The organism is Pseudomonas sp. TH37 (assembly GCF_016650735.1).
In the GTDB taxonomy this organism is placed as follows: domain Bacteria; phylum Pseudomonadota; class Gammaproteobacteria; order Pseudomonadales; family Pseudomonadaceae; genus Aquipseudomonas; species Aquipseudomonas farris.
The window spans coordinates 72,859-99,334 of record NZ_JAEKFD010000014.1 but is presented as its reverse complement, the minus strand read 5'-3'; the positions used below and the strand labels follow the sequence as shown (position 1 = coordinate 99,334).

Below are 26,476 nucleotides of genomic sequence, written 5' to 3'. Positions count from 1 at the left end.
TGGTCAGGGTAGACGCACTCATGAAAACAGGCCTCCCCCGCAAACAAAAAGGTGCCGTGGCGATTGAGTTCGCTTTGGTGTTCATCATCTTTTTCGCCGTGTTTTATGGGCTGGTCAGTTACAGCCTGCCGCTGTTGCTGATGCAATCGTTCAATCAATCGACGGCCGAAGCGGTGCGCCGCAGTGTGGCGCTGGACCCGAGCACCGCCAATTACGACACCGCCGTCAAAAACATAGCGACCACCGAACTGACCCGGCAGTTGGCCTGGATTCCTGCCGCGCTGAACTTCAATGTGGCCACTGACGCCAGTGCCACTTATATCGGTGGCGTGCTGACGGTCACCATCAATTACCCCACCAGTAAACTGAATCAGGTCCTGCCGTTTCTGGTGCTGCCGGGGATCGGCTCGGTGCCCAATCTGCCGGCGACCCTTACCGCCCGATCGAGCCTGCAATTTTGAGTTCCGGGGACAGACTCTTCGGGCGCCTGCTCAACCGCCAACCGCCGCAGCCCTCGACCAGTGCGGACACTCAGAGCGTGCAACGTCTCGGTTTGCAGCTGCTTCTGAATGACGAGGGCCGGGTGATTCAGCTGACCGGCCCTCTGCGGCATCTGCTGGCGCAACAAATGCCGGGCGCGCAGGCACCGCATCTGCTCGATTACCTCATGCCCCATAGCGAGCTGTCGGTCGAAGGCGCGCCTGCCGAGTGGCAGGGGCAGAGTCTGGACCTGGATTTTTTCAGCCTCGGCGAACAACCGCTGCATCTGCGGGGATGGGTGCAGCCGTTGGGCGAAAACTGGCTGTTGCAGTTAATCGACATCGGCGATCTGCTGCTCGAACGTCGACAAGCGCGCAGCCGCGAACAATGCCAATTACTTGCGGCGCAGATCAGCGAACAGTTGCGCCTGTGCAGCCTGACGCGCTTGCCTGAGGTGCTGGCGGAGCAACTGCAAGGTCTGGCCCAGCGCTTTCAGATTCCATGCATCGCCATGGCCTTGCTCGACGAACAGGCAGAGGGTTGGCTGATCCACCAGCATTACGTGGCCTTCGATGCACCCGACTTGTGGGAAATCGACCAACGCCTGGGCACCGGGCTCGACAGTTTGAATGGCTCCGCCCCCCAACAACTGCCCCCCAGCGAACACCCGCGCCTGCAAGGCATCTTCGGCAATGCCGAAGGGTTCGCGGTGCCGTACCACAATGCCCTGGGCGTGGTGGCCTGGTTGCTCTGTGGTTTCTACCCGGTGCAAGAACGTGCCCCCGACCTGAGCGAGCGCGACTGGTTGCAACTCACCGCCGCTTTGGCCGGCCCGTTGCTTGAGCGTTTGCGCGAGCATCAGCACCATCTGCAACTGGAGCGGCTGGAGTCTCTGCAAGCATTGCTCGGCACCGGCTGGTGGGAGGTTTTCAGCGACGATGCCGAGGTGCAATTGGCGCCGTCGCTGGCAAGCATGCTGAACCTTGCGAGCACTCGTTTGCCGCTGCACGACTGGCTCGAACAGATCCACCCCGCCGACCGTGAAGAGCTGACGATTCGCCTGCAAACCTTGCAGGACGAAGGCGCGCCGTTGCTGCTGTGCGTGCGCCTGCATCGCCCCGACGCGGCGCAAACGCCGATCTGGTATCGACTGCAAGGTCAGGCCCTGGGCATCGGCAGAAACCGGCGGTTGGTGGGCTTCATGCTCGACATCAGTGACATCAAAAATCAGGAGCAGAACGCCGCTGCCGCCCATGCCCGGCTGGACAACCTGATCGCCAGTTCACCGGCAGTGATCTATGTGCAGCGCTATGTCGAAGGTGCGCTGCAACCGACATTTTTCAGCGACAGCCTGTTGCCGCTGCTCGGTTGGTCGCTCGCCGATTGCGCCGCCGGCGCGCTGGTGGAACGGGTTCACCCCGAGGACCGCGACGGCTATTTCGAGCGCACCCGGCAACTGCTGCGCGAAGGTTCGGTGCGTGCCCGTTATCGGCTGCGCGACAGTCGCGGCGATTACCACTGGCTGCTCGACGAAGCCAAACTGCTGCGCGACGACCTCGGGCTGCCGGTGGAAGCCGTGGGGCTGTGGCTGGATGTCACCGAAGCGACCCTGGCCGCCGAGAAGGTAAAACAGAGTGAAGAGCGCTATCGGATTCTGGTGGAAGATTCCCCGGCGATGATCTGCCGCTACCTTCCAGACCTGACACTGACCTTCGGCAACCGCCCGCTGGCGACCTATCTGGAATGCCAGCCCGAGAAGCTGCCGGGAGTGAACCTGGGCAGCTGGATGTCGCCGGAACAGCGCGAATCGTTCCTCCAGCGGCTCAGTCACCTGAGCCCGGAGTTCCCGGTCAGCACCGCGGAAATCAACCTGCAACTGCCGGGCCGGGAACACGCCTGGTGGGTCTGGTCGGATCGCGGGGTGTTCGACGAGCAGGGTCGCTTGCTTGAGATTCAGGCTGTGGGCCGCGATAACACCGAAGTCCGGCGCGCCCAGCAACAGCTCACCCAAAGCGCAAAAATGGCCACCCTCGGCGAAATGGCCACCGGGCTGGCGCATGAAATCAATCAGCCGCTGAACGTGATGCGCATGGCCATCGTCAATGTGCTCAAACGCCTGAGCAATGGCGATGCGCAAATCGATTACCTGACAGACAAACTCAACCGCATCGACGCGCAAGTCCAGCGCGCGGCGCGGGTGGTGGATCACATGCGGGTGTTCGGTCGGCGTTCGGAGATCGAGCAGCACCCGTTCAATCCGGCTCAAGCCATCGAGGGCACGCTGTCACTGCTGTCCGAAGGTATGCGCGGCAAAGGCGTCGAGCTGCGGGTCAGCGAGACCGGATTTGAAGTGCAGGTGCGCGGTTACGTCGATCAGCTGGAACAGGTGCTGATCAATCTGATGGTCAATGCGCGGGATGCGCTGCTGAGCAAACGCGAGGCCGACCAGGAGTTCAAACCGTGGATTTCGGTGTACGCCGAACGTGATGAATACTCGGTGCGACTGTGGGTCGAGGACAACGGCGGCGGTATTGATCCACGGCTGCTGGAGCGGATTTTCGAACCCTTCTTCACCACCAAACCGGTGGGCATCGGCACCGGGCTCGGGTTGTCGGTGAGTTACGGCATCGTCGAAAACATGGGCGGTAAGTTGAGTGTAAGAAACTCGACCGAGGGCGCGCGGTTTTGTATCGAGTTGCCGATTGCCACGGGCGATCAGATCACCAGCGTCGCGCGTCCCGAATGACAGCTGAGGTTGGCACCGACGTCGACCTTGTTCAAATCGATCCCAAGGCTTAACAGCAAGGTGTTGATCAAGCTGTCGAGCAACGGGCTGAGCACGCTGTTGATCGCGCTGACCAGCAAGGTGGTGACGCTGCTCAGGATCGTCCCCAGACCGCTGACGAGACTGCCCGACGGGCCATACATATCCACGTGAATGTTAAGCGGCGTGTTGAGCAGACTGCTGACGATGCTGCTGGTGGTGAACGAGTAGTAGAACGGTGGCTGGTTGATTTCCGGCAGGCTGGTGGCGGGTGGTGCGGAATAGACGTGGGATATGTTGGCGTTCGCCGCCACGCTGGTGTCGGCAACGATATCGATGCCGCCACCGACGCCGGGCACACGCGGATCGCAGGTGATGGGCAGAAAGAGAATCCTGCGACAGGTTTTGATCCCGATATCGATCACCTTCAATGGCTGCACCGTGACCGCCGGCGGCGTGGTGTTGCTGCCGAACATGCTGGCCGCATCGATCTGACCGATTTTCAGGTTAACCAGCGATGTGCTGGTGTTGGTGGTCAGGGTTTTGTTGGTGTTACTGACGCAGCTGTAGGCCGTGACGTAACTGCTGGCACTGGCGACCTCCAGCGCCACATCGAGCCGTATCGGCCCCGGCAACACGATGATGTCGGGTGTCTGGCAGGGCACGCCCAAGGCACAGGTCAGTGAATTGAGCACCGCCACCAGGTTGAGATTGAGCAAGGCATTGAGGGTGTTGGTCAGCGGTCCTGCCAGATCGGTCACCGCATTGACCAGCGCCACAATGGCGTCGAGTGCCGGCAGGTCGATCGACAGCAATGTGCGCACCTGCGCAGTTCTCACGTAGATCCGATTGGGGCCCAGTGGATCCAGCGCAGCGTTTTTCGGATTGCCGATCGCGGAGAGTTGTGGCGGTTCCAGGACCTGCACCCGCGCCGTGATTTGCGCCAGCCCTGCCAGATTGATCGGCAGCGTTGCCACCAGACCGTTTTTCTTGTTGGCCAGTTGCACGATGCCTTCAATCAGGTTGAACACACTCACGTTCGTCGCCAACGCCGACATATTGCTGCCGTTCTCGACGTGCAGCATATTGCCCAGCACCACGGTCGTTGAGCCAGCGGCAACCTTGAGTGCTTGCAGCCCGACGATGGTCGCCGTCGCGCCGAGTGTGCCGCCGGGGTCCAGCACATTGACGGCAGTCTGGATCAACTGACTAACCGCCACCGAAGTGCCCAACACCTGGCTATACCCGGCGGCGTTGAGGCCGAGGTCGACCTTCAATCGATCGAGGTAACCGAGCAGGCTGATGTTGGTGCTCATCAAACCGTTCCAGCCCGCCACGGAGAGGTTCAGATTGCCGCCCAACAAACCACCGAACAGCGCATTGAGAGTGGCCGACTTGCTGGTATCGATAGTCAGCACCGTAGTGCGGATGGTCAGCGATGCCAGCGGTGGCGGCAACGCTGCGACGGCGGTCGCGGTCAGGTTGAGGGTCGCACCGGCTGGAGGACCGCCGAACACGGCACCAATACCACCGGCGAAACTCTGCAGGATCGAATGGCTGACGGTCACCCTAATGGCTTCGCTGCTGCTCGGATTAGCCGTAAAAACCCGAAGATTATTGGCGTCCAGGGTCAAGGCGCCGCAGGCCACCGTCAGGCTGCGCGTGGGGTCAGGAAGAGTGAAATTGTTGCGGTTTGCACTGGCGGTGGCATAGGCGGTAGCGGTGGCACCCGTGGCGCAATCACCGTTGCGCGTGGCAGCCTCCAGCGCGGCCATATCCGCCACCCGTTGCAAGCTGCGTTTTTCCAGGTACAGGCGGCCGCTGTCGACCACGAGCAGCAGGAACACCAAGGCCATGCCCAGGGCCAGCACCGCCATCAAACCGATCGCTCCCCGTTGCCGGGCCGGGCTACGAAACTGCAAGCAGGGAGACATGGCACACTCCTTTGCCGGCACACTGCCGAGGGCTACCTCCAACGATGTGAAGCAGTGTAGACAAGGGTCCGCCAGATTGCTGGCAACTCGCCATCCAAGACGACAAAAACTCAATGTGGGAATGGGTTTATGTGGGAGCGGGCTTGTGTGGCGAGGGGGCTTGCCCCCGTTCGACTGCGAAGCAGTCGTAAATCAGGACACCGCGTTGCTGACTAAAGATCGCGGTGACTGGTTTTAGGGTCTCTTCGCACTCCAACGGGGGCAAGCCCCCTCGCCACACAAGCTCACCTGGCCACAGGCTCGCTCCCACAGTGGAGCGGTGGTGTTGGTTTAGTGCGGTGGATAGTTAGCCAATATCCGCCCGACTGTCTCGTGGATTTTATTGCTGCGATCCTGCGGGTTCGGTGTGCGACTAAGCGTCTGCTCGTCGCTGCCGCGCCACACCAGTTTGCCGTCCTTGCCATCGAGCAGGTCGACCTGGATGGTTGCTACCTTATAGCTGACGTTGCGGGTTTCGGTGTACATCGGCCCGCCCCAGTAGCCGTACCATGGGCCACCATAACCGCCGCCATAGTTAGTGCTCACCTGTTGCTGGCGATCTTCGACGATCAGGTAGGCCTGCACCTTCAGGTCCGAGCTGGCACCGGCGGCGGCTGGACGTAAACCGCGCTGATCCAGCTGATCGGCAACGGACTGGCGGATGCGTTGTTCGGTCAGGTCACTCTTGATCCGTGGATCATCGGGACGGTATTGCACGGCAGGCTCTTTCCAGCTCCAGCTACGATAGGCGGCAAAGTCGCGGCTGGCATCGAAGTCATGATTGACCTGGTTGGCGGCGCAGGCAGTGAGCAGTGCGGCCATGGCCAGTAAAGCGAGACGGCGGAACATGATTTTTCTCCGATTGAAGACATGATCCAGCGGGATGCTTCCTTTACAGGAAGCTAACTAGGAGGATACGCCGACATGGCTTTTTCGACAGCTTCACGAATGGCATCAGCACGCTCGCTCTGGCTGCCCTGATTGCTGGTTTCGGCACTGGCACTCCATACCGGCTGGCCGGTGCTCGCGTCGAACAGATCGACGCGCACCACCACCACTTGTACCTGATAAGTACGGATGACCGGCACCGTGTTGTACATGCCGTAACCGCTGCCGTAGCGGTTGTAACCGCCATAACCGCCGCCGTAATACCCCCCGCCGTAACCATAGTCGTCCTGGACCTGACGCAAGCGGGTTTCCAGATGCAGGTCGGCGCTGACCAACAGGTCTGCCGGGCGGTTGTCGTGCAGTGGACGCAAGCCGCGTTGATCGAGGGCATTGCTGACCGCTTCGGCCACCTGCTCCGAGTCGGCCCAGGCCGTGCCCGGAGGCAGGCGCCCGTTGAGCCAGGCCCAGCTGCGATAGCGTCCGTAATCCCGTGGCGGCGCCGGGTAGGCGCTGCGGTCGAAGGTGGTGGCGGCCTGGGGCGGTGCCGGTGGCAGGGGATTGGAGGTCGCGACATAAGGGTTGCTGCCCTGACAGGCCGCCAACCCGAGACAGATCACCAGCAACCCTGAACGACTTTTCATTTCGCGCTCCGGTCAGATCGGCCGACAGATCCAGTGCAAATAGCGCCCAAGCCCGGCGAAGCTTGGGTGACGGCGGTGAGCCAGTTCCATTTCCAGCAAGTCCGGCAGTTCGACGCGGGCCTGGAATTCCACCGGCATGTAGTCATAAAAAACCCGCACTCCACTCTGGGTTTCGACCTGCCACATGCTCTCAAGTTGCGCCGCCAATTCCCGTGGATCCAGTGGCTGCTGCGGAGTCAGGCTCTGCTTCTCGCCAGCCATGTCGTTCTTGCGCATCTTGCGGAAATGGCCCTTGAGCAGGTTGCGGTAGATCAACGCATCGCGGTTGTAGAACGCCAGGGACAACCAGCCGTCCGGCTTCGTCAACTGATGCAGTACCGGCAAAATCGCATGGGGTTCGGCCAGCCATTCCAGCACGGCGTGGCACAGCACCAGATCGTAAGGTTCGGTGAGCTGACCGAGCAGGTCTTGCCACGGCGCCTGAATGAATGTCGCCGTCTGCCCCGCTTCGGTGAAGCGCTGGCGGGCACCTTCAAGCATCGGTTCGGCGGGTTCGGCGAGGGTCACCTGATGACCGCGCTCGGCCAGCCACAACGACATGTGGCCCAGGCCCGCGCCGATGTCCAGGACGCGCAACGGACGGTCCGGCAGGGTTTCGGCCAGGTCGGCTTGCAGCACCGCGAGCCGGATCGCACCTTTGGCGCCACCGTAGATTTTTTCGGCGAAGCGAGTCGCCAGTTGATCGAAATGACGGTCGCTCATCAGCTGAACCGCCGTTCGCTGTCCGCGAGTTTGCTGCGCACCACTTCATTCATGTCCAACCCCAACTCGCTGCACAGCAGCAGAAGATACAGCACGATGTCGCCGATTTCCTGCCCGGCATGGGCGAGCTTGTCTGCCGGCAACTGACGCGACTGGTCTTCGGTCAGCCACTGGAAAATCTCCACCAGCTCGGACATTTCCACGCTTGCGGCCATGGCCAGGTTTTTCGGGCTGTGAAATTGCCGCCAGTCATTACGGTCGCGAATGGCGTGCAGGCGTTCGGTCAGTTCAACAAGGTTCATCGGGCTCTCCTGAAGGCGTATAGCTTCAGGGGGATGGCGGGTGAAGGCAAGTGGCAGCGTTGTGCCTGCGCACTTTGCGCCATACTCCAAAAAGATCGCAGCCTTCGGCAGCTCCTACGGGAACTCGGCAGCACGATCCATAGCCCAACGCTCGGATCCGGCAACCACGCCACCACTCCATCAGGACGTACACATGCAGGTAGAAAGCTTTTTCGAATGGCTCGGCCAGATAATCGGTTCGGCCATCCGGTTCATCATCGATGCCCTTACTGGCCTGTTCAACCTGTTGAGCAACGCCGGCAGCAATTTCGTCGAAGGGTTGGCCCAGGCGCTGGGCATGGACACTTCGATCGTCAGCATCATCACACTGATCATCGGGCTGATGCTGCTGTGGGCGGCGATCCGCGCCTTCATGAACGCGTCGATCATCATGGGGATTATCTGGTTGTTGCTGGGATTGTGGTTGCTGAGCTGGATTGTTCATTAACCCCATCCCTCCTGCCCTGATCATTCCCACGCTCTGCGTGGGAACGATCATGCAAAACAATCTGCCGCTACAATGCAGACGCCCCCAAGGAGCCTGCATGTCCAACCTGATTGCCGACTGGCGCGACCGTCCGACTCATCGTCGAGTCTGGTCGCTCGCCGCACCGATGATTCTCTCGAACATTTCTGTACCGCTGGTGGCGCTGGTCGACAGCACCGTCGTCGGCCACCTGCCCCATGCGCATCAGCTCGGTGCTGTCGCAGTGGGCGCCAGTCTGTATACCTTTCTTGCCTGGGCCATGGGCTTTCTGCGCATGGGCTCCACCGGGTTCGCCGCCCAGGCTGCCGGGCGTGGGGATGGCGCAGCGTTGCGGCAGATTTTGCTCCAGGGTCTGTTGTTGGCCATGGGCCTGGCCATTCTTTTAGGGGCGCTGGGCGTGCCGTTGAGCGGGGTCGCGTTGCACTTCATGCAACCGTCGGCGGAGCTGGATCAGCTCACCCGCGAGTTCTTCCACACACGGTTGTTCGGCCTGCCGGCGGCGCTGGCCAGTTACGCGCTGGTGGGCTGGTTCCTCGGCACCCAGAACGCTCGGGCTCCGCTGGCGATTCTGCTGAGCACCAACCTGGTCAATATCGCGCTGAACCTATGGTTCGTGCTCGGCCTGGAGTGGGGAGTGGTCGGCGCGGCGCGGGCCTCGGTGATCGCCGAGTGGACCGGCGCGCTGATCGGCCTGTTCATGACCCGCAAAGCCCTGCGCGCCTACCCCGGTCATATCGCTTGGGCGGCGCTGGCGTTGTGGCAGAGTTGGCGCCCATTACTGGCTGTCAATCGCGACATCTTCATCCGCAGCCTGGCGTTGCAGTCGGTGTTTTTCCTGATCACCGTGCAGGGCGCGCGGCTGGGCGATGCCACAGTCGCCGCCAATGCGTTGCTGCTTAACGGTCTGCTGCTGACCGCCCACGCGCTGGACGGTTTGGCCCACGCAGTCGAAGCACTGTGCGGACACGCCATCGGTGCTCGCGACCGAGAGGCCCTGCGCCGCTCATTGGTGGTGGCGTGCGGTTGGTCATTGCTGGCGAGTGTGGGGTTTGCCTTGCTGTTTCTGCTCGCCGGGCACCTGTTCATCGAGATGCAGACGGACATCCAGAGCGTGCGCGACACCGCCTTCCTTTACCTGCCTTACCTCGCGGTGCTGCCGCTGATTGCCGTCTGGAGTTACCTGCTCGACGGCCTGTTCATCGGCGCCACCCGCGCCCGGGAAATGCGCAACGGCATGCTGCTGACGTTGATCCTGCTGCTGCCCTTCGCCTGGGCGCTGCAAGGCTTGGGCAACCATGGATTGTGGATAACCTTCCTGTTGTTCATGTTGCTGCGTAGCCTGACCCTTGGCGCGTTCGCCTGGTACTTGCGCAAGCACGACAGCTGGCTCAACGGATGACGAGGGTCAGCTTCAGGGTTGATCGTTCTGCCACAGGTTGCGCAGGCTATCGAGACGCTCCTGCTGGGTGAATCCCGGCAACGACTGCACTGGCACTGCGTCGGGATGCTGCAAGCGCAACCATAACCAGCCATCGAGCACCGGACGTTCGCTGAAACCCAGCGCCAGCCCTTCCTGCAGGTAAGCCCACAAGCTGTTGTAGTCGGTGCCGGTGGATCGGCTCCAGCGCCAGGCGTGTTGTTCCAGCAGGCAGGTTTGCAAGGTGTCTCGCTGACGCAGGCTGAGGGTTTCTTCGATGTCCAGCGGCCTGACGGCAAGCCGCGGATTGAACAACTGCTGCCAGCCCTGACAGCCTATGGCCCGGTCGGCCCAGGTGCCGCCGAACCAGCGCAACTGATCGATCGGACCTAGCCAGCGACTCAACTCCTGCGCATCGCAGGCATCGAAAAAATAACTCGCCGTGTGTGGGTTGTAGTAACTCAACAAAGCCCGGTGATGCAGACCCAAGGTGACCGCGAGCATGCGTCGCAAATGCTCCAGCAGCTGCGATGGCGATGCTTCACTGACCAGCAGCAATCCGCTCCAGGTATGTGGCGCACTTTGGCACAGCTCGGCCAATGCCGGGCATTCGCGAAGGTCGACCAACACCGGCCCGTGTTCACGCAACGGGTGAAATTCGGTGCCTTCGAACAGGCGGAACCATCGGGCATGAGCAAACTGTTGCTGCAAACTCGCGCCGGCCTGAGGCACGCCCGGCACGTCGAGCAACAGCCATTGCGGGGTCGGGTCGACCGCTTGAGCGGCGATCATGCCACACCGCTCTGGCCGAGCTGCATCGCCGCCCGGCAGGTGCAAAAGGACTGCGCGCAATGACTGAAACTGCCGCCTCCGGGCAGCAGGCACAGGAGCACCAAGGGTTCGCTGGATTGCAGCAAGCCCTGCATGCCGTCAAGCACCGGGCTGACATCGGTCGTCAAGAAGGGTGGCTCTGCACTGGAAGCTGCGCCGGGAAGAAATCCGCTGATCAAGGGTTGATCCGGATCTCCTTCGATAAAGCTCACCAGCACCTGCACCCCTTCACTCAACGGCAGGGTGCCCGCGCCCTCCAACTCGGGAGCCAACGGCAGCCAGCAGTGGCTGGGCGCTGCGCCCTCCCCCTGGTAAAGCCAGTCAAACTGCACGGCAACCGGTCTGGACAGATCCGGCTGAGACTCATCGACCTCGACCACCCACGCCCGCTGCAGGCTGTGCATCCTGGGTTTCACGCCCGAATGAGGTGCCATGAAAGACATTTCCTGCACAACGGCCCGCAGTTGGTTGCTATAAGAAAGCCCCGGCTCCTGCCCACCCTGATGTTCGACATGGGTCAGTAGCCAGAGACGATTCCAGTCCGCACACGGATGGCCGGACAGCGGCATCAGTTGGCCGCTGCGCAGGGTCGCCAGATTCGTCTGGCCTTCGGCGATCTGCCCACAACCGTGAAGCTTGAACTGATGCACACCTGGCCGTTCGTTCTCACCCTTGAAGACGCTCTCTTCGCCACTGCTAAACTGCCCCAGGCCATCACCGAAAACCAGACAGTGTCCGCGTGAGCGGTGTTCGAAGTAGTAATGAAGCCGTTCCTGGGCGCACAGACGCTGGAGAAATTGCAGGTCTGATTCCCGGTACTGCGTGCAGAAATCACGGGACGGGTAATCGCCGCTCAGGTCGAAGCGCCGATCCTTGCCGGCAATACCGTGCTCCTTGAGCACCTGAGCGAGAATCTCCGGCACCGAACACTGGCTGAAGATTCGCTGATTGAAGCGCTGGGCCAGACACGCCAGCCTGGGCCCCAGACGGACACGACAGAGCCTGGGCTCACCACCATGGCCGAGCTGAACGAGGCCAAGCAACTGCCCGTGAATACCCTGCCCCAAGGGCCCGAAGTGCAAAAAGGCCGAGCGATACAGCAGGCTTGCGAGGTCCAGCGTTGGGTCACTGTTCAGCAGATCCACGTCGAACACAAAAGGCTCGCTGATGGCTTCACTACCGGTAAAGGCCAAGACCTCAAAGGGGTCGGGAAGACCCGCTATATCCAGACGAAATGACAGCTCGTTGACTGGATCGAACATCGGCGATTCTCTACAGGAGGGGCGGCCGGGGATTCTCGCTGAGAGACATGGCCGAGTAGAGTGCCGAAGTACAACTTAGGAAATGACCTACGTGAAAAGAAGACCACATCGCTTGGATAGCCCGGTCTGTGGGTCATTTCGCTTGAAAAGAGAGAAGTGTCGCACCGGGTCATCTGAAATTTCCCCAACGTATGGAGAATTTTCAGACAACCCGATGAGAACGGAGCCTTACCTCAAGAAGACAGGTAAGACGAACGAGTCAGGCCCAGACGCAAGGCGTCGAGGAACTGGGTGCGTTCGGCGGCGCTGATGCGGGCACTGGCGCACTTGTCGCGGTAGTGGGTCATCAGCTCTTCCGGCGACAAGTGCACGTAGCGCAGCATGTCTTCGATGGTGTCGTGGGTTTCGATACCAGCGTGGTACACGCTGCCGTCGGCGTTCTGGTAGATGTTCACCGAGTCGGTGTCACCGAACAGGTTGTGCATGTCGCCGAGAATTTCCTGATAGGCACCGACGAGGAAAATCCCCAGCAGGTAGTCCTCGCCTTCGTTCAGACCATGCACCGGCAGGCTGGTCTCGATGCTCTGCTCGTCGACGTATTGCTTGATCTTGCCATCGGAGTCGCAGGTCAGGTCTTGCAACACCGCACGGCGCAGCGGCTCTTCGTCGAGACGGTGCAGCGGCAGGATCGGCAGGACCTGGCCGATGGCCCAGGTGTCCGGCAGGCTCTGGAATACCGAGAAGTTGCAGATGTACTTGTCGGCCAGCTTGTCGTTGAGTTCGTCGAGCACCTGACGGTGGGAACGCTGACGGGCCTTCAACGAGTTGTGCAGGCGGCGGCAAACGGCGAAGTAGCATTGCTCGGCCAGGGCTTTTTGCGCCAGGGTCAGCTTGCCATCGGCGTATTGAGTGGCCACGTCGCTCATGTAGTGCGTGGCGCGCCAGTAAGTCTCGGTGACCATTTCGATGTCGGTCGGGCCGAGCAGATCAACCAGCCACTGCACGGTTTCCGGCAGCTCTTCCTTGTTATCGATCTTCGGCACGTCGTCGTTGTGTTTCTCGACGTCGGTCACCTGCACCACCAGCATGGCGTGGTGAGCGGTCAGGGAGCGGCCACTTTCAGAGAAGATGTTCGGGTGCGGCAGGCTCTGCGCGTCGCAGAACTCCTTGAGCATCCCGACCACGACACCGGCGTAATCGTCCATGTCGTAGTTGATCGAACTGGCGTTACGCGAGTGAGTACCGTCGTAGTCCACGCCCAAACCGCCGCCGACGTCGATGTGATCCACCGGCAGGCCAAGGTTGCGCAGCTCGCCGTAATAACGGATCGCTTCCTTGAAGCCGTGCTGGTAGTCCGCCAGGTTGGCGATCTGCGAACCCATGTGGAAGTGCAACAGGCGGATGCCCTGGTCCAGGCCGGCAGCGCGGAAACGCTCGACCACCGACAGCAGTTGCGCCGCCGACAGGCCGAACTTGGATTTTTCACCACCGGTGTCTGCCCACTTGCTCGACGCCAGGGACGACAGACGCACGCGCAGGCCGACCTGCGGCTTGACCTTGAGTGACGCCGCCTCTTCGATCACCAGACCGACTTCGGATTCTTTCTCGATCACGATGAACACGTTGTGGCCGAGTTTCTGGCCCATCAGCGCCAGACGGATGAACTCGCGGTCCTTGTAGCCATTACAGACGATGGTGCCTCCCTTCGGCGCCAGCGCCAGTACCGCCAGCAGTTCCGGCTTGGAGCCGGCTTCCAGACCGATCGATACGTCTTGGGTAGCGATGATGTTTTCGATCACCGCTTCCTGCTGGTTGACCTTGATCGGGTACAGCGCGGTGTACTTGCTCTGGTATTCCAGACGCTCGATGTTGGCGTCGAACGCGCCAGTCAGCTGACGTACTCGGTCTTGCAGGATGTCAGGGAAACGCACCAGCAACGGCAAGGACAAACCGCTTTTGCGCAGTTGGTCGACTTGCTCGAAGAGGTCGATAGGCGAACTGGTCGGGCCGTTCGGACGAACTTCGACGCGACCGGCGTCATTGATCGCGAAATACCCGGCCCCCCAATGGCGAATCCCGTAAACACTGCGGCTGTCCGCAACTGTCCATTGGCTGCCATCGTCTTTGCGTGTGCGTCGTACGGACATCGAAGTCCCCTATAAAGAAGTCATAGAGCGTCGCCTGGGTTCAGGCCGGCGCAGTCTAAAGTATGAAAATGACGGTTCGTCAACGAGGGGGTAGACCTCGCTGACCGCAGTGAGTTTAGAAACCGGTCATGAACAGGCTCTGTGAAAACCATTGAGACGACGCCAGACCAGAATGAAATCGGGACTGGATCAAGCCGCGGGTGGTTTTCACAGAGGCTGCTAGCCGCCGGACTTCTTCGCCTTGAAACCGTGTTTGATCAGCTCGGCCAAGAGTAGCTCGACATGATCGCCCTGGATTTCGATGATTCCGTCCTTCAACGCCCCACCGGTCCCGCAACGTTTTTTCAACGTGGTGGCCAGATCCTTGAGCGCGTCTTCGGCCAGGGGCACACCGGTGATGGTGGTCACCGTCTTGCCGCCACGGCCCTTGCTTTCGCGACGCACGCGAGCGATGCCGTCGCCGGCCGGGATAACGGTTTGTTTGCAGATGCAGGCATCCACCGGTTGACTGCAATCCGGGCAATGACGACCTGCGTCGGTGGAAAATACCAGGCCACCAAGGGCGGCGAAGGATGCGGCTTTTTTGGCCACCGGCAATCCTCTTGGGAGGACAAAGACTGGTCGTGGCAGATGCCATCGACCGCGAAGCCCCACTCAGGCAGGGGCAGCGCTACTGAAACGGAAAACCCGGTGTAGGAGCTGACGAGTGCAACGAGGCTGCGATCTTTTGATTTTGACTCAAAAGCTAAAGTCAAAAGATCGCAGCCTGCGGCAGCTCCTACAACAAGCATTACCGGTTCAGCTTGAAAAGGTCGCGCAGTGTAACGGCAAAAAGCCGACTTGCTAAGAGCCAATCGGCGCCAATTTATAGCTCTTTTGCGACGTTATTCCCTTGGGCGCGAAGATAGCGCTGCAAGGCCGCCAGAGAGTCCGGGCAATAAGGCTTCTGCGTGATTTCCAGCAGGACCTGATCGATCGGGATGAAACGCGCTTCAAGCACTTCTTCCGGTTGCAGGATCAACGGGCCGTCCCACACCGCCGAAAACGCCGAACACCAGAGTCGGTTGCCGGTGTCCTCAAAGAAAAAGTGATCATGGGCAGTCAGTTCCACACCGCTCACGCCCAGCTCTTCTTCCAGCTCACGGGCCGCCGATTCGGCGTAAGTCTCAGTGGCCAGCACCATGCCGCCGGCCGCCACGTCCCAGTAACCGGGGTATATCGCTTTGCTCAGGGTGCGTCGGTGTACGCACAGTTCACCGGCAGAATTGAACAGCATGATGTAGGTGCCGCGCCCGATCAGCTCGCGTTCGCGCAGCTCGGAGCGGACCAGCGCGCCGAGCAGGTTGTCCTGCTCGTCGACCCAGGCGATCTGTTCGGCATCGGAGGCCGCGCGATGGGCGGCCTCACGCATGTCATCAACGGAGCTATCGACCATGACTCAGCCCTGATTGAGCAGTTGACGCAAATCGATCACCGCGGCGTTGGCCCGGGAGATGTAATTGGCCATGACCAGCGAGTGGTTGGCCAACACACCGAAGCCGCTGCCGTTGAGGATCATCGGGCTCCAGACCGGTTCTTGCGAGGCTTCCAGCTCACGAATGATCTGGCGCACGCTGACCGTGGCGTTCTTCTTCGCCAGCACATCGGCGAAATCGACTTCGATAGCACGCAGCAGGTGGGACAACGCCCAAGCCTGACCACGGGCTTCGTAGAACACGTTATCGATCTGCAGCCACGGGGTCTCGACGATTTCTTCGTCGACCTGTGGCACCTGACCCGGGGCCAGGACTTCGGTTTTCAGTGCGGTGTTGAGCTTGACCCGGCCGACGCTGGCCGACAGCCGCTGCGACAGCGACCCCAAACGGGTACCGACATCGCCCAACCAGTTATTCAGGTTGTCGGCGCGGGCATAGAACAGCGCGCTTTTCTGACTTGGATCGGACAGGCGCGCCTGATAACGGCTCAGGGAATTGATGCCTTCCTGATACTCGGACTCACTGGATGGCAGCACCCAGCTTTTGTTGTCGAAGTTGAAACGCGGCTCGGCCTTGGCCAGATCGGCGTCTTCGGTGGACTGCGACTGCGAGCGGGCGAAGTCTTTACGCAGCGCACGGCTCAGGTCGCGGACCTGGACCAGCACGCCATATTCCCAGCTCGGCGTATTATCCATCCACAGCCCCGGCGGGAAACGGTCGTTGGAAATATAACCGCCCGGCTTGGTCAGCAGGGTGCCGGCGACGGACTTGAGGGTTTCCACCGTGGTGTACCCGACAACCATCTGCTTGCCTTCTTTCTCGGCCGCCATTTGGGCATTCTGCTGAACCGGGAACAGCGCCGGCTCCTGGCTCCAGTACCAGCCCAACGCAATCGCCACCAACAGGTAAAGAACAATCAAAGTGGCCAGCGCCCGGCTGAACAACAGGCCGCCAAAATAACTGCGGGTGGCCGATTTCGGTTCAGCGGCACGCTCAGGCGCGCTGCCTGTGCGGTTCTTCCAGTCCAGCATGGCGGTATCCTTTCAATCACTTGAGTTCATCGGTTCGACCACAACCATACAACAACGTGCCTTTGACCGGCACCTGCCGTTGGGCTTATCCCGAAAATTACCGCCCGAACCTGCGGCAACCGTTGCCAATGAACTTAAGCATCCCTGCCCGCGCTAAACGCCATGACCTCCATTGAAATCTGCCGCACCTCGGCCGGCGCAAAAAGATGGGCGATGCCTTCGCCGTCGGTTTTTCTCTGGGCAGCCTGCCCGTCCACGGTCGCGATGTAATGCTGCTGCGTCAGCGGCTCGGCCGTTACGCTATCGACGAGGCGGAAGATTCTCGGTGATCGCGATGGCTGAACCGGCGGATTTTTCATCAACTCGATGACCGTCTGATCGAATATACGAACCGGTATCGGCCAGTCGCCAAAGTCGGCCTCCGCCCGGATCAGCCACCATTCGCCAATCTCGAGTTGCTCCAGCACCTCGCTGTCGATATCAATCAGCAGGCCCGCACGCAACTCGTCTAGGCCTTCGATGGATTGCCGATCGAGCAACGCCTGGCGCACGTGATCCAGTGCTTGCTCACTGGAATATGCATGTTGGCGCTCCCACGTGGACAGAGGCATTTCATTGACCAGCCTCATACTTGCGCCTCGGCGCCCCATTCGTCAGAGCCCATGGTTCGGCTGATCTCATGCCGCCAATAGATCCGTCGGTAACTGAAGTGGACCTTTTCCAGCTGAGTGAGGTAAGCAGTAGCGGGATCCTGGCAATGCGGCATCAGCACTTCGGCGCCGATGATCACCGCGTCTTCAAGCTCCATCGTGTAGAAATGCTCCTGCGTTCCGTGAGCCGAGGTGCGATACCACTCGACGCGGCACTTGCTGAGCAACTCCCCGGAACACAGAGCGATGTTGATCAGCGGTGATGCCTTGTCGATTGCCTTGGTGATGACCAAGGGTTTGTGCATCCGACGCCCCGCTCCCGCCCCTTTGGGCACGAAAATGCCATGGCTGAGGGCCTGAATCATGATCTGGTCCTCACGACCCAGCTGGTAGATGTTGCCCACCGATGCCTCGGTGAAGGCACCTGCGCTGATCAGGCCTTGTCGTTCTCCTTGGAGGGTCATGAAGGCGGGAGTTGGCATGGTGGGGTTCCTTTTTAGTTGGGTTGCGGGGCGGGGAAGTGACTGGGCTCGTCGTACATGTCTTCGATTTCGTCGAAGGGCGTCCAGGGTTTGGCGAGCGCGAGGGTGCTGAGGTAGCGTTCTTCGGTCGGATTTCGGTAATCCTCGAAGCGAGCCAGTACCAGCATGACCTGATACTTATCGCCGGCTTGCCAATAGGATCGCCCGGCCAGAATCCCTTTCCTCAGGTAGGCCCGCCACTCAGGTGTATCAGCGATCGTGGGGTTTCTTCGCAGCCCCTTCGCCACCCAGCCTTTTTCACGCCATTGGTCTTGCAGATCGAGAACCACCTTGAGGGCATCATCGATTAGTAGCGGCTCGACCTGCGGGGACATGCGGATGCCGTAAATGACATTGTCATCAAAGTTGACAGTGAAAAAGCGCGCCGCGGGCGTGGTGAACCCAAACTGCGGATCGACGAATCGCAATCTTGCATCGCTCATGGGAATGCCGAACCAGATGTGCCCGCGTATCTCCGGACTAAAGGGGGCTGAAGAGTTTCTGCGCAGATCTTCATACGTCCCCCCCATTTCCAGGACGATTTCGGGTTCATCCCAGAGAGGTTGCGTCAGCTGATGTATGGCGGCCCACGTCAAGACAGCCAGCAGTAGAAGGTTTGCTCCGCAGCGCCAACCGAACAGCCGTGGTCGCAGATTCATAGCCTGCTACCGCTCGATACGATCTCGTTGATCGACTGTTCTAATGCATTACGGTTGTGGTCGTTGAGCATCTGATCAAAGCGTGCTGCTGCTTGAAGTACGAACTCCATTCGCTGATTGATCTCTGACAAGTCTGCCAGTGGGTTGCTGCCAAAACCGATGGTGCGGCCATCCGCGACGCGCTGGCATTGACTGGTGAGTGTCAACTCAATTGCCTGGGCAACACCCGAAGGAAACCCTGTGACGTAGGAAACGTGGTTGCCACGCAGCAAAGCTGTCAGTTGGCGGTCCTGATAGATTGTCGGCTGCAGGATATTTTTTTGCTCATGCAACGCCAAATACTCCACGCTCCTGGCAATGTCCCCTGCTTCTATCGCCTCAAAAGCCGGCAAAACTTCGGGGTAATCCACTCCGAACTGGAGCTTTTCCTGCCCCACCGGCCACAGCACCGGAAACTTTGGATGCCCATAGATCTCGCCCCGAGCGTCTAGGCATTGCTGCAACTCCTTCAATCCCCGCTTCGCATAAAACTCATGCAACGGAAAAATATCCAGAAACAGCGTGGTATTCCCCAACGCCATCATGTCGTACACATGCCGGAACTGTTGCTGCACCAATGACAAGTCCTCTTCTGCGGAACGGAAATCCACAGAGGGCACAGGATTGCGCGCATCGGCTTCTTTATAGTCACGCAACGCGCCTGCCTGTTCGGTCATCCTGTCCGGAGTCAAAATCCCTGACTCACGGCGACTGTCCCGCAAACGTTGCCGCGCTTCATACTCATCGCGAATAAGATCAATGCTGTCCGCCGCATGGAGCAGTCCGCAACCAACCTGCTTCGAGGCGAAGGCCGCTAACCCTGCCCACTGGAAGCGCCGGTCATGCAGCCACAATCGGGCGTAAGCGGCATTGATCGCGCGGTTGCGCTCTACCGGGTCGACAATCAATACACCATCCGGTGCGACGATTTTTTCTGCCTCACGCTGATAGGTACGCCAGAGGCATGAACAAGTAAGGATCGGCACATCCGTAACCAGGGTCTTGCTGCCATAAAGCCGCACTTCTTTGCATTCACAGTCAGCTACGGGCGTGCTGTTGTGATTCAGGCGTAAATCATCGTTGGGGTGTTCTTTGAAACACTGGGTCATGGTTTGCGGACGAGCGTCTAAGGGAATCCCTGAACCCTAACAGTCGTAAACGCCGCCCGAATCATGCCAATGAAAAATCAGAAATCCCTGACAGACGACGTATGCCGGACGCTAGGAAGTTCCTCTGAAACAAGCGGGAAACGTCCAGAAACAGCCTATACGCTGGCTCATGTGGACATCGACCGGAAAAACAAGACCGACCGGTCATAAACTGAATGAAGTCGTCTTGCAGATTATTGACGTACGACACTCATGCAATCGAAAAGAGGTGCTAGCATAGAGCCACCAGTCGATCTCAGCATGCACCCTAACTAGTAGTCAGGATATGACCGAGCCAGAAGACCCCAGCCGTGAGCGCCTCAAGCACCACTTTGCCCAGCGGGTAATTCATCAGGCACGTCAAATTCTTGAGATATGGCAACGCCTGCAACGCAACGAATGGTCCACCACCGACTTGTCGGAACTGAGTGAGGCCAATCTGCGCCTGCTGCGCTTTGCCGAACGTTTCCAACAACCGGAACATACCCAGTTGGCGCGCCACATCGGCCAGTCGCTGGAAGCGGTCGACGCCAACCGCGGACGCCTGAGCAGCGGACTGATCACTGACCTCAATCGCCTGATGCAGCGCCTGTCCCGCACCGGCTTGCGCCATGGCGATCAGCTCGAACAGACCTTTCTGCCGCCGCTGCGCAAACCGATCTACGTGATGTTGCAGGATCACGACCGGGCCGAGCGGCTGGCCAAGCAACTTGAATTCTTCGGGCTCAGCGCTCAATCCCTCGACAGTGTCGCCGCGTTCCGCTCCTCGATGGTCGAGCGGTTGCCGGCGGCGATTGTCATGGACGTCGATTTCAGTGGCGCCGGCATCGGCCTGAAACTGGCGGCCGAAGCCCAGGAAGGCCTCGATCAGCCTTTGCCGCTGTTGTTTTTCAGCCTGCACGAAACCGATACCCCGACCCGCCTCGCCGCTGTGCGCGCCGGCGGCCAGGAATTTCTCACCGGCACTCTCGAAGCTTCAAGCCTGCTGGAAAAGATCGAAGTCCTGACCTGCGTCGCCCAATACGAACCTTATAAAGTGCTGATCATTGACGACTCCCGCGCCCAGGCCTTGCACACCGAACGCCTGCTCAACAGCGCCGGGATCGTCACGCGAACCTTGATCGAACCGATCCAGGCCATGGCCGAACTGGCGGACTTCCAGCCGGACCTGATCATCCTCGACATGTACATGCCCGCCTGCACCGGTACTGAACTGGCCAAGGTGATCCGGCATAACGACCGCTATGTCAGCGTGCCGATCATTTATCTGTCGGCCGAAGACGACCTGGATAAGCAGCTCGACGCCATGAGCGAGGGCGGCGACGATTTCCTGACCAAGCCGATCAAGCCACGGCACCTGATCACCACCGTGCGCAACCGCGCGGCACGAGCGCGCAATCTGAAAGCACGGATGGTGCGCGACAGCCTGACCGGCTTGTACAACCACACCCATATTCTGCAATTGCTTGAAGATTGTTCATTCCGCGCCCGTCGCGAAAGCAAGCCGCTGAGCTTTGCGATGCTCGATATCGACCACTTCAAACGGGTCAACGACAGCCACGGCCATCCCATGGGCGACCGGGTGATCAAGAGCCTGGCGCTGTTCCTCAAGCAACGGTTGCGCAAGACCGATTTCATCGGCCGTTACGGCGGTGAAGAGTTCGCCATTGTCATGCCGGACACTGATATCGAATCAGCCTACAAGGTGCTCGATGAAATCCGTCAGCGCTTTGCCGAAATTCACTACCCCGCTCAGCCGCAGGACCTCTGGTGCACCTTCAGCGCCGGCGTCGTCGAATTGCGCGAAGACTCTGACAGCCTGCTGATGGCCAGCCAGGCGGACGAGGCGCTGTACCGTGCGAAGAACGCCGGACGTAACCGCGTACAAGCCGCGCGGGAATCAAAGCAAAGTGCCACTTTTTCATCTGAATCGACCCATTCGGTCATAACTCTGTAACAGAAACGCAATAACTTCAGGCACTTACCATTCTGCCGTTGGTAGACCATGATGCGCCTGAAGCTGTTGACCAATCTCAATACCCTCCTTTTGGTCGCCGTGTGCGTGGCCCTTGGCGCCACGCTCTGGTGGTCGCAAAAAGCGCTGGAACGCCCCTATCTATTGATGGAGCGTTATCTGGGACTGTCTCAGCAGTTTCAAAATGAAGTGGCACGCAACGTCGAGGATTACCTGGCCAGCGGTGATGCCCTGCGCCTGAGCAGCGCCAGCCAAGCCATCGACGCCTTGCAAAAGGAACTCGGTGAGTTGCCACCGGCATTGGCCGACACCTTGCGTCCGAGCCTGTCGAACCTGGCTGAATTCAGCAAAACCGACCTGTTGGCTGCCGGCAAACTCGCGGGCGATCCGCAAGCACTGCTGCTGCAAGCCGAACGCGAACTTGGCGCCAGCCTCGATCAGCTCAGCCAATACGCCAGCGGCAACGCGGCGTACCTGACGCCCTTGCTCGTGGCCTCCCAGCACTTGGGCAAACTCTCCTTGGCTCGGAACAAACTGGTCAGTAGTGGTCGTAGCGAACTGGCCGCCGATGTCGAACGCGAGGTCGCCAACATCCGCACTCAAGCCGAGCAACTGGACGCTTTACCGCTGCTGGGTGTGACCGCCAGCACCGAATCGAACACCGATGATTTCGCAGCAATGATGGGATTGGATAACACCGAGAAAACCGTCGCCGAAGATGCCGGTGTCGGCCTCAAGCGTGAACTCAACAGCCTGCTCACCCGCTACCCTTCGGAACTGGCGCGCACTCGCGAACAGATTCAGAAACGCGCCGACCTCAGCACCGCGACGCACGTGAAAATCGCCGCCGTGCAGCAGTCCATCGCCGGGCTGGAACCGGTGGTGCGTGCCCAGCACGGGCAGATCCAGAGCGAAGTGCGGTTGATGCAAGGGGTGATGATCGGGCTGATCCTGCTGATCGCATTGCTCATCGACACCTTGCAGCGACGCCTGGCCCGAACCCTGACCAACCTCGCCCCGGCGCTGTCGACCTGGGCTGAAGGTGACTTCAGTCGCGACATTCAACTGGGCGCGACCAACCGCGAACTGCATGACATTCAAGCCTCGCTCAATCGCTTACGCGCCTATCTGGTCGACCTGGTCGGCACCATTCGCCTCAACGCCGAGCAAGTCGCCGGCAGCAGCCGAACCTTGGCCGAATTAAGCAATGACCTGCACAGCGGCGCCGAACATCAGGCCGGCGACACCGCGTTGATCCGCGACTCTCTCGGTGAACTCGAGGCGACGATTCAACAAGTTGCCGGCGACGCCAGCCAGGCTGCCGACGCCAGCCGCCATGCAGGGCTTGCGGTAGAACACGGTCAGAAAGTGATCGGGCTGAGCCTCACCGGGCTGCATGCGCTGGTGGGCGAAGTGCAAGGCAACGCGCAGATGATCGAACACTTGGCCGAAGAGTCGGCGACCATCGGCGGCGTGCTCACGGTGATTCGCTCGATTGCCGACCAGACCAACCTGCTGGCTCTGAACGCCGCCATCGAAGCGGCCCGCGCCGGAGAAATGGGCCGAGGATTTGCGGTAGTCGCCGAAGAGGTTCGCTCACTGGCACAACGCACCGCCGGGGCCACGGCCGAGATCCAGACCCTGATCGCCGGCCTGCAAACCGCCGCGCGGCAATCGGTCGAAGGCATGCGTGCTCAGGTCGAACATGCCGAAGCCACGGCGAATCAGGCTCAGGCGGCCGATGGCGCACTGGATAAAATCGTCGGGGCGATCCAGACCATTTCCGACACCGCCGTGCGCATCGCCGATGTCACCGCCCAGCAGAGCGGCGCGGTCAGCGAAATCCGCGATCACAGTGAGCGGATTCACCAATTGGGTGGGGATAACTTGCTGCGTATTGGCGAGGGGCGTGAGCAAGGGGAGAATTTGTTGGTGCTGGGTGGACGGTTGCATACAGCCGTTCAGGCTTTCCGCGTCTGACAAACCGCTTTCGCGAGCAAGCCCACTCCCACAGGGTATGCGCTGTCCTTGTGGGAGCGGGCTTGCCCGCGATGGCGTCAGAACAACCACCAAAAGATGCCCCGTCCTGCACACCCCGCCACTGTCCGCTATCATGCCCACACTTTCGATACGCGAGATTGTCATGCGCCGTTTGCTCTGCCTGCTGTTTTTAGTGCTCGCCCTGCCGGCCTCTGCCGCCGGCTTGCTGGACAGTCGGCCCAGTTCCACCTTGGGTTCGATCAATAACAGCGCTGATTTCCTGCCGGTGCGCGAAGCCTTTCAGTTGAGCCTGGTAGAAAGCACGCCGCAATCGATCAAACTGCGCTTCGTCGCCACCGAGGGTTACTACCTCTACCGCCATCGCTTCCAGTTTCGCGCCGAACCGGCTGACATTGGCCTTGGCACGGCGCAACTGCCCAAGGGCGAACAAAAGCACGATGAGTTCTTCGGCGATGTCGAGGTTTACCACGGCATTCTCGATATAGAACTGCCGCGCACTGATTCCCGCGCCTTTACGCTGGTCGTCACCTATCAGGGCTGCGCCGACAAAGGCCTGTGTTACCCGCCCGAGACCGAACGCCTGAATATTGATGGCAGTGGCGCCGCGACCACATCCTGGAGCTGGCGCGAAGTGGCGCTGTTTTTCCTCGCCGGCGTTGGCCTGACCTTCACCCCCTGCGTACTGCCGATGCTGCCGATCCTCTCCGGGGTGGTCCTGCGCGGGCAGGTCGGTGGTTTACGCGGCTTTAATCTGTCGCTGGCCTACGTACTGCCGATGGCTCTTTGTTTCGCGTTGCTCGGGGCGTTGATGGGAATGTTCGGCGCACAGCTCAATCTTCAGGCACGCTTGCAGTCGGCCTGGGTGCTGGTGCCGTTCGCGATGTTTTTCGCAGTGTTTGCCCTGGCCATGTTTGGCGTCTTCGAACTGAAACTGCCCTACGCCATCAGCAGCCGCCTGGACCGGATTGCCGGGCGTACCGAAGGTGGCTCACTGTGGGGCGCGGCGGTGCTGGGCGTGGTGTCGAGCCTGCTGGTTTCGCCTTGTGTATCGGCACCACTGGCCGGCGCGCTGCTGTATATCAGCGCCAGCGGCGATGCTCTGGGTGGAGGATTGAAATTGTTCATGCTCGGCCTGGGCATGGGTGCGCCGCTGTTGCTGGTAGCGACCGGCGGCGCGGCCTGGCTGCCGAAAAGCGGGCCTTGGCTGATCTACGTAAAAAACGCGATTGGGGTGCTGCTACTGGGGCTGGCGATCGCTTTGCTCAGCCGGGTATTGCCGGGCCAGATCACCTTGTTGCTGATCGGCTTGCTCGCCGGTGGCGTCGGGTTGTTTATGGGCGCACTGGAATTCGTCTATAAACCGCCAAGAAAACGCCTGGGGCAATTGCTTGGGATGTTCCTGCTGTTTTATGCCCTGGCCTGTTGGTACGGCGCCTTCAGCGGCCAGACCGATCCGTTCAACCCTATTGGCCAGCCGCGCAATGTCGCCGACAAAGGTCAACCGCAAATCGTCGGCAACTGGCAAACCATCACCACGCCCGCCGAACTGGACCGTGTGCTCGCCGAAGCCAAATCCTCCGGCACGCCGCTGCTGCTCGACTGGTACGCCGACTGGTGCATCAGCTGCAAAGTCATCGAACACGAAGTCCTCAACGATGCCAATGTCGTCGAACGCCTCAAAGGCTATCGATTGATCCGTTTCGACATCACCGCCAGCAACGCCGAACAACGCGCCCTGCTTGACCGCTACAAGCTGTTCGGTCCTCCGGCACTGATGTTTTTTGGCAAAGATGGCGTCGAACGTGCCGATGTGCGGGTGATCGGCGAGATCAGCGCGAAAAACTTCGCCGAACGTGTTGCGAAAGCAAATGACCGGATTTAATGACCCAGTCACATATTTCGCGTAAACATCGGCCATCGTGCTGGCTATTGCATAGAACTGGACAGTCACAAAGGCTTTGCGGCATAGTCGCCGGGTTCTGACAATTGCATACAGATGACAAAGGAGCAGCAGATGGCGACCCTATTGGTTTTACACGGCCCCAACCTGAACCTGCTCGGCACCCGGGAACCGGGTGTCTACGGTGCAACGACGCTGGCGCAGATCAATCAGGATCTGGAACAGCGGGCGCGCAATGCCGGCCACCATTTGCTCTACCTGCAAAGCAACGCCGAGTACGAATTGATCGATCGCATCCACGCTGCTCGCGGCGAAGGTGTGGACTTCATTCTGATCAATCCAGCAGCTTTTACGCATACAAGTGTCGCATTACGTGACGCGCTGCTGGCAGTGAGCATCCCATTCATCGAAGTGCATTTGTCTAACGTGCACAAACGCGAACCTTTCCGCCATCACTCTTACTTCTCCGACGTTGCGGTGGGAGTGATCTGCGGCCTTGGCGCCAGCGGTTATCGACTGGCCCTGGAGGCCGCCCTAGAGCAGCTTGAAAGACAGGCAACAGCTTGAACAACAAGCGTTAAGCCCCTGACCGACCCTTGGGAGTTGATGATTCATGGATATCCGTAAAGTTAAGAAACTGATCGAATTGCTGGAAGAGTCCGGTATCGACGAGCTCGAGATCAAGGAAGGCGAAGAGTCCGTACGCATCAGCCGTCACAGCAAGACGCCGGCTCAGCAGTACTACGCTCCCGCTCCTATGCATGCTCCGGCGCCTGCGCCTGTCGCTGCTGCTCCGGTTGCCGCCGCTGCTCCTGTAGCTCCGGCTGCGCCTGTGCTGAACGGCAACGTTGCCCGTTCGCCGATGGTCGGTACTTTCTATCGCAAATCTTCGCCGTCCTCGCCGTCCTTCGTTGAAGTCGGCCAGACCGTGAAAAAAGGCGACACTCTGTGCATCGTCGAAGCCATGAAGATGATGAACCACATCGAAGCTGAAGCCAGCGGTGTGATCGAATCCATCCTCGTCGAAGACGGCCAGCCGGTTGAGTACGACCAACCGCTGTTCACCATCGTTTGAACCGCGGAG

24 protein-coding genes are annotated in these 26,476 nt (G+C 60.0%); 9 read left to right on the top strand and 15 right to left on the bottom strand.

Annotation, left to right across the window (positions count from 1 at the left end; genetic code table 11):
* Window positions 1-20: 20 nt before the first annotated feature.
* Window positions 21-461: a TadE/TadG family type IV pilus assembly protein gene (locus JFU11_RS26370; protein ID WP_201062566.1), complete on the top strand. Its 441-nt coding sequence runs from the start codon at window positions 21-23 to the stop codon at window positions 459-461.
* Complete coding sequence (locus JFU11_RS26365; protein WP_201121412.1) at window positions 458-3,226, top strand: ATP-binding protein; 2,769 nt, start codon at window positions 458-460, stop codon at window positions 3,224-3,226. Before JFU11_RS26370 ends, JFU11_RS26365 begins: the two co-directional genes overlap by 4 nt.
* On the opposite strand, the gene JFU11_RS26360 is transcribed toward JFU11_RS26365, so the two are convergent.
* The 5 genes from JFU11_RS26360 to JFU11_RS26340 form a co-directional block, all read right to left on the bottom strand.
* Window positions 3,196-5,178 carry a pilus assembly protein TadG-related protein gene (locus JFU11_RS26360; protein WP_123718964.1) on the bottom strand — a complete coding sequence of 661 codons (1,983 nt, stop codon included), beginning with the start codon at window positions 5,176-5,178 and terminating at the stop codon, window positions 3,196-3,198. The two genes, JFU11_RS26365 and JFU11_RS26360, sit on opposite strands and share 31 nt — an antisense overlap.
* A gap of 330 nt (window positions 5,179-5,508) precedes the next feature.
* Entirely contained in the window at window positions 5,509-6,066 is a 558-nt protein-coding gene (locus JFU11_RS26355; protein WP_123718965.1) for a DUF4136 domain-containing protein, read from the bottom strand.
* A gap of 53 nt (window positions 6,067-6,119) precedes the next feature.
* Entirely contained in the window at window positions 6,120-6,746 is a 627-nt protein-coding gene (locus JFU11_RS26350; protein ID WP_123718966.1) for a DUF4136 domain-containing protein, read from the bottom strand.
* Window positions 6,747-6,758: 12 nt separating this feature from the next.
* Window positions 6,759-7,508, bottom strand: a complete 750-nt coding sequence (locus JFU11_RS26345; protein WP_201062564.1) for a methyltransferase domain-containing protein — start codon at window positions 7,506-7,508, stop codon at window positions 6,759-6,761.
* Complete coding sequence (locus JFU11_RS26340) at window positions 7,508-7,810, bottom strand: MazG-like family protein (RefSeq protein ID WP_008011269.1); 303 nt, start codon at window positions 7,808-7,810, stop codon at window positions 7,508-7,510. Before JFU11_RS26340 ends, JFU11_RS26345 begins: the two co-directional genes overlap by 1 nt.
* A gap of 193 nt (window positions 7,811-8,003) precedes the next feature.
* Here JFU11_RS26340 and JFU11_RS26335 point away from each other — a divergent pair, with 193 nt between their 5' ends.
* Together JFU11_RS26335 and JFU11_RS26330 are read left to right on the top strand one after the other, a co-directional pair.
* A complete protein-coding gene (locus JFU11_RS26335; RefSeq protein ID WP_123718967.1) occupies window positions 8,004-8,297 on the top strand; it encodes a hypothetical protein in 294 nt (97 codons plus the stop codon).
* 97 nt (window positions 8,298-8,394) lie between these two features.
* On the top strand, window positions 8,395-9,735 hold the full coding sequence (locus JFU11_RS26330) for an MATE family efflux transporter (RefSeq protein ID WP_123718968.1): 1,341 nt from the start codon (window positions 8,395-8,397) through the stop codon (window positions 9,733-9,735).
* Between the two features lie 12 nt (window positions 9,736-9,747).
* On the opposite strand, the gene JFU11_RS26325 is transcribed toward JFU11_RS26330, so the two are convergent.
* The 10 genes from JFU11_RS26325 to JFU11_RS26280 all read right to left on the bottom strand — a co-directional run bounded on the left by JFU11_RS26325 (window position 9,748) and on the right by JFU11_RS26280 (window position 19,477).
* Window positions 9,748-10,545, bottom strand: a complete 798-nt coding sequence (locus tag JFU11_RS26325) for a DUF4123 domain-containing protein (RefSeq protein ID WP_201062563.1) — start codon at window positions 10,543-10,545, stop codon at window positions 9,748-9,750.
* On the bottom strand, window positions 10,542-11,846 hold the full coding sequence (locus JFU11_RS26320; protein ID WP_201062562.1) for a contractile injection system protein, VgrG/Pvc8 family: 1,305 nt from the start codon (window positions 11,844-11,846) through the stop codon (window positions 10,542-10,544). Before JFU11_RS26320 ends, JFU11_RS26325 begins: the two co-directional genes overlap by 4 nt.
* 233 nt (window positions 11,847-12,079) lie before the next feature.
* Window positions 12,080-13,993: an arginine decarboxylase gene (speA, locus tag JFU11_RS26315; protein WP_007907445.1), complete on the bottom strand. Its 1,914-nt coding sequence runs from the start codon at window positions 13,991-13,993 to the stop codon at window positions 12,080-12,082.
* A gap of 219 nt (window positions 13,994-14,212) precedes the next feature.
* Window positions 14,213-14,584, bottom strand: coding sequence for a translation initiation factor Sui1 (locus JFU11_RS26310; protein ID WP_007907444.1), 372 nt, complete (start codon window positions 14,582-14,584; stop codon window positions 14,213-14,215).
* A gap of 274 nt (window positions 14,585-14,858) precedes the next feature.
* Window positions 14,859-15,428, bottom strand: a complete 570-nt coding sequence (locus tag JFU11_RS26305; protein WP_007907443.1) for an NUDIX hydrolase — start codon at window positions 15,426-15,428, stop codon at window positions 14,859-14,861.
* Between the two features lie 3 nt (window positions 15,429-15,431).
* Window positions 15,432-16,499, bottom strand: coding sequence for a DUF2333 family protein (locus JFU11_RS26300; RefSeq protein WP_123358607.1), 1,068 nt, complete (start codon window positions 16,497-16,499; stop codon window positions 15,432-15,434).
* A gap of 134 nt (window positions 16,500-16,633) precedes the next feature.
* Window positions 16,634-17,128: a hypothetical protein gene (locus JFU11_RS26295; RefSeq protein ID WP_201062561.1), complete on the bottom strand. Its 495-nt coding sequence runs from the start codon at window positions 17,126-17,128 to the stop codon at window positions 16,634-16,636.
* Window positions 17,125-17,631: an Hcp family type VI secretion system effector gene (locus JFU11_RS26290; RefSeq protein WP_201062560.1), complete on the bottom strand. Its 507-nt coding sequence runs from the start codon at window positions 17,629-17,631 to the stop codon at window positions 17,125-17,127. The genes JFU11_RS26295 and JFU11_RS26290 overlap by 4 nt, the downstream gene beginning before the upstream one ends.
* Window positions 17,632-17,645: 14 nt before the next feature.
* Window positions 17,646-18,329 (bottom strand): hypothetical protein, encoded by a 684-nt coding sequence (locus JFU11_RS26285; RefSeq protein ID WP_201062559.1) that lies wholly within the window; start codon window positions 18,327-18,329, stop codon window positions 17,646-17,648.
* Window positions 18,326-19,477, bottom strand: coding sequence for a hypothetical protein (locus tag JFU11_RS26280; RefSeq protein WP_201062558.1), 1,152 nt, complete (start codon window positions 19,475-19,477; stop codon window positions 18,326-18,328). Before JFU11_RS26280 ends, JFU11_RS26285 begins: the two co-directional genes overlap by 4 nt.
* A 325-nt stretch (window positions 19,478-19,802) precedes the next feature.
* Between JFU11_RS26280 and gcbA the strand changes: the two genes are divergently transcribed.
* The 5 genes from gcbA (at window position 19,803) to accB (ending at window position 26,467) form a co-directional block, all read left to right on the top strand.
* On the top strand, window positions 19,803-21,473 hold the full coding sequence (gene gcbA / locus JFU11_RS26275) for a diguanylate cyclase GcbA (RefSeq protein WP_123718976.1): 1,671 nt from the start codon (window positions 19,803-19,805) through the stop codon (window positions 21,471-21,473).
* A gap of 51 nt (window positions 21,474-21,524) precedes the next feature.
* Window positions 21,525-23,471, top strand: a complete 1,947-nt coding sequence (locus tag JFU11_RS26270) for a methyl-accepting chemotaxis protein (protein ID WP_201062557.1) — start codon at window positions 21,525-21,527, stop codon at window positions 23,469-23,471.
* A gap of 163 nt (window positions 23,472-23,634) precedes the next feature.
* Window positions 23,635-25,374, top strand: a complete 1,740-nt coding sequence (locus tag JFU11_RS26265; RefSeq protein ID WP_201062556.1) for a protein-disulfide reductase DsbD — start codon at window positions 23,635-23,637, stop codon at window positions 25,372-25,374.
* Window positions 25,375-25,506: 132 nt separating this feature from the next.
* A complete protein-coding gene (gene aroQ / locus JFU11_RS26260) occupies window positions 25,507-25,959 on the top strand; it encodes a type II 3-dehydroquinate dehydratase (RefSeq protein WP_007937215.1) in 453 nt (150 codons plus the stop codon).
* A gap of 46 nt (window positions 25,960-26,005) precedes the next feature.
* Complete coding sequence (accB, locus tag JFU11_RS26255; protein ID WP_201062555.1) at window positions 26,006-26,467, top strand: acetyl-CoA carboxylase biotin carboxyl carrier protein; 462 nt, start codon at window positions 26,006-26,008, stop codon at window positions 26,465-26,467.
* The last annotated feature ends 9 nt before the right edge of the window (window positions 26,468-26,476 follow it).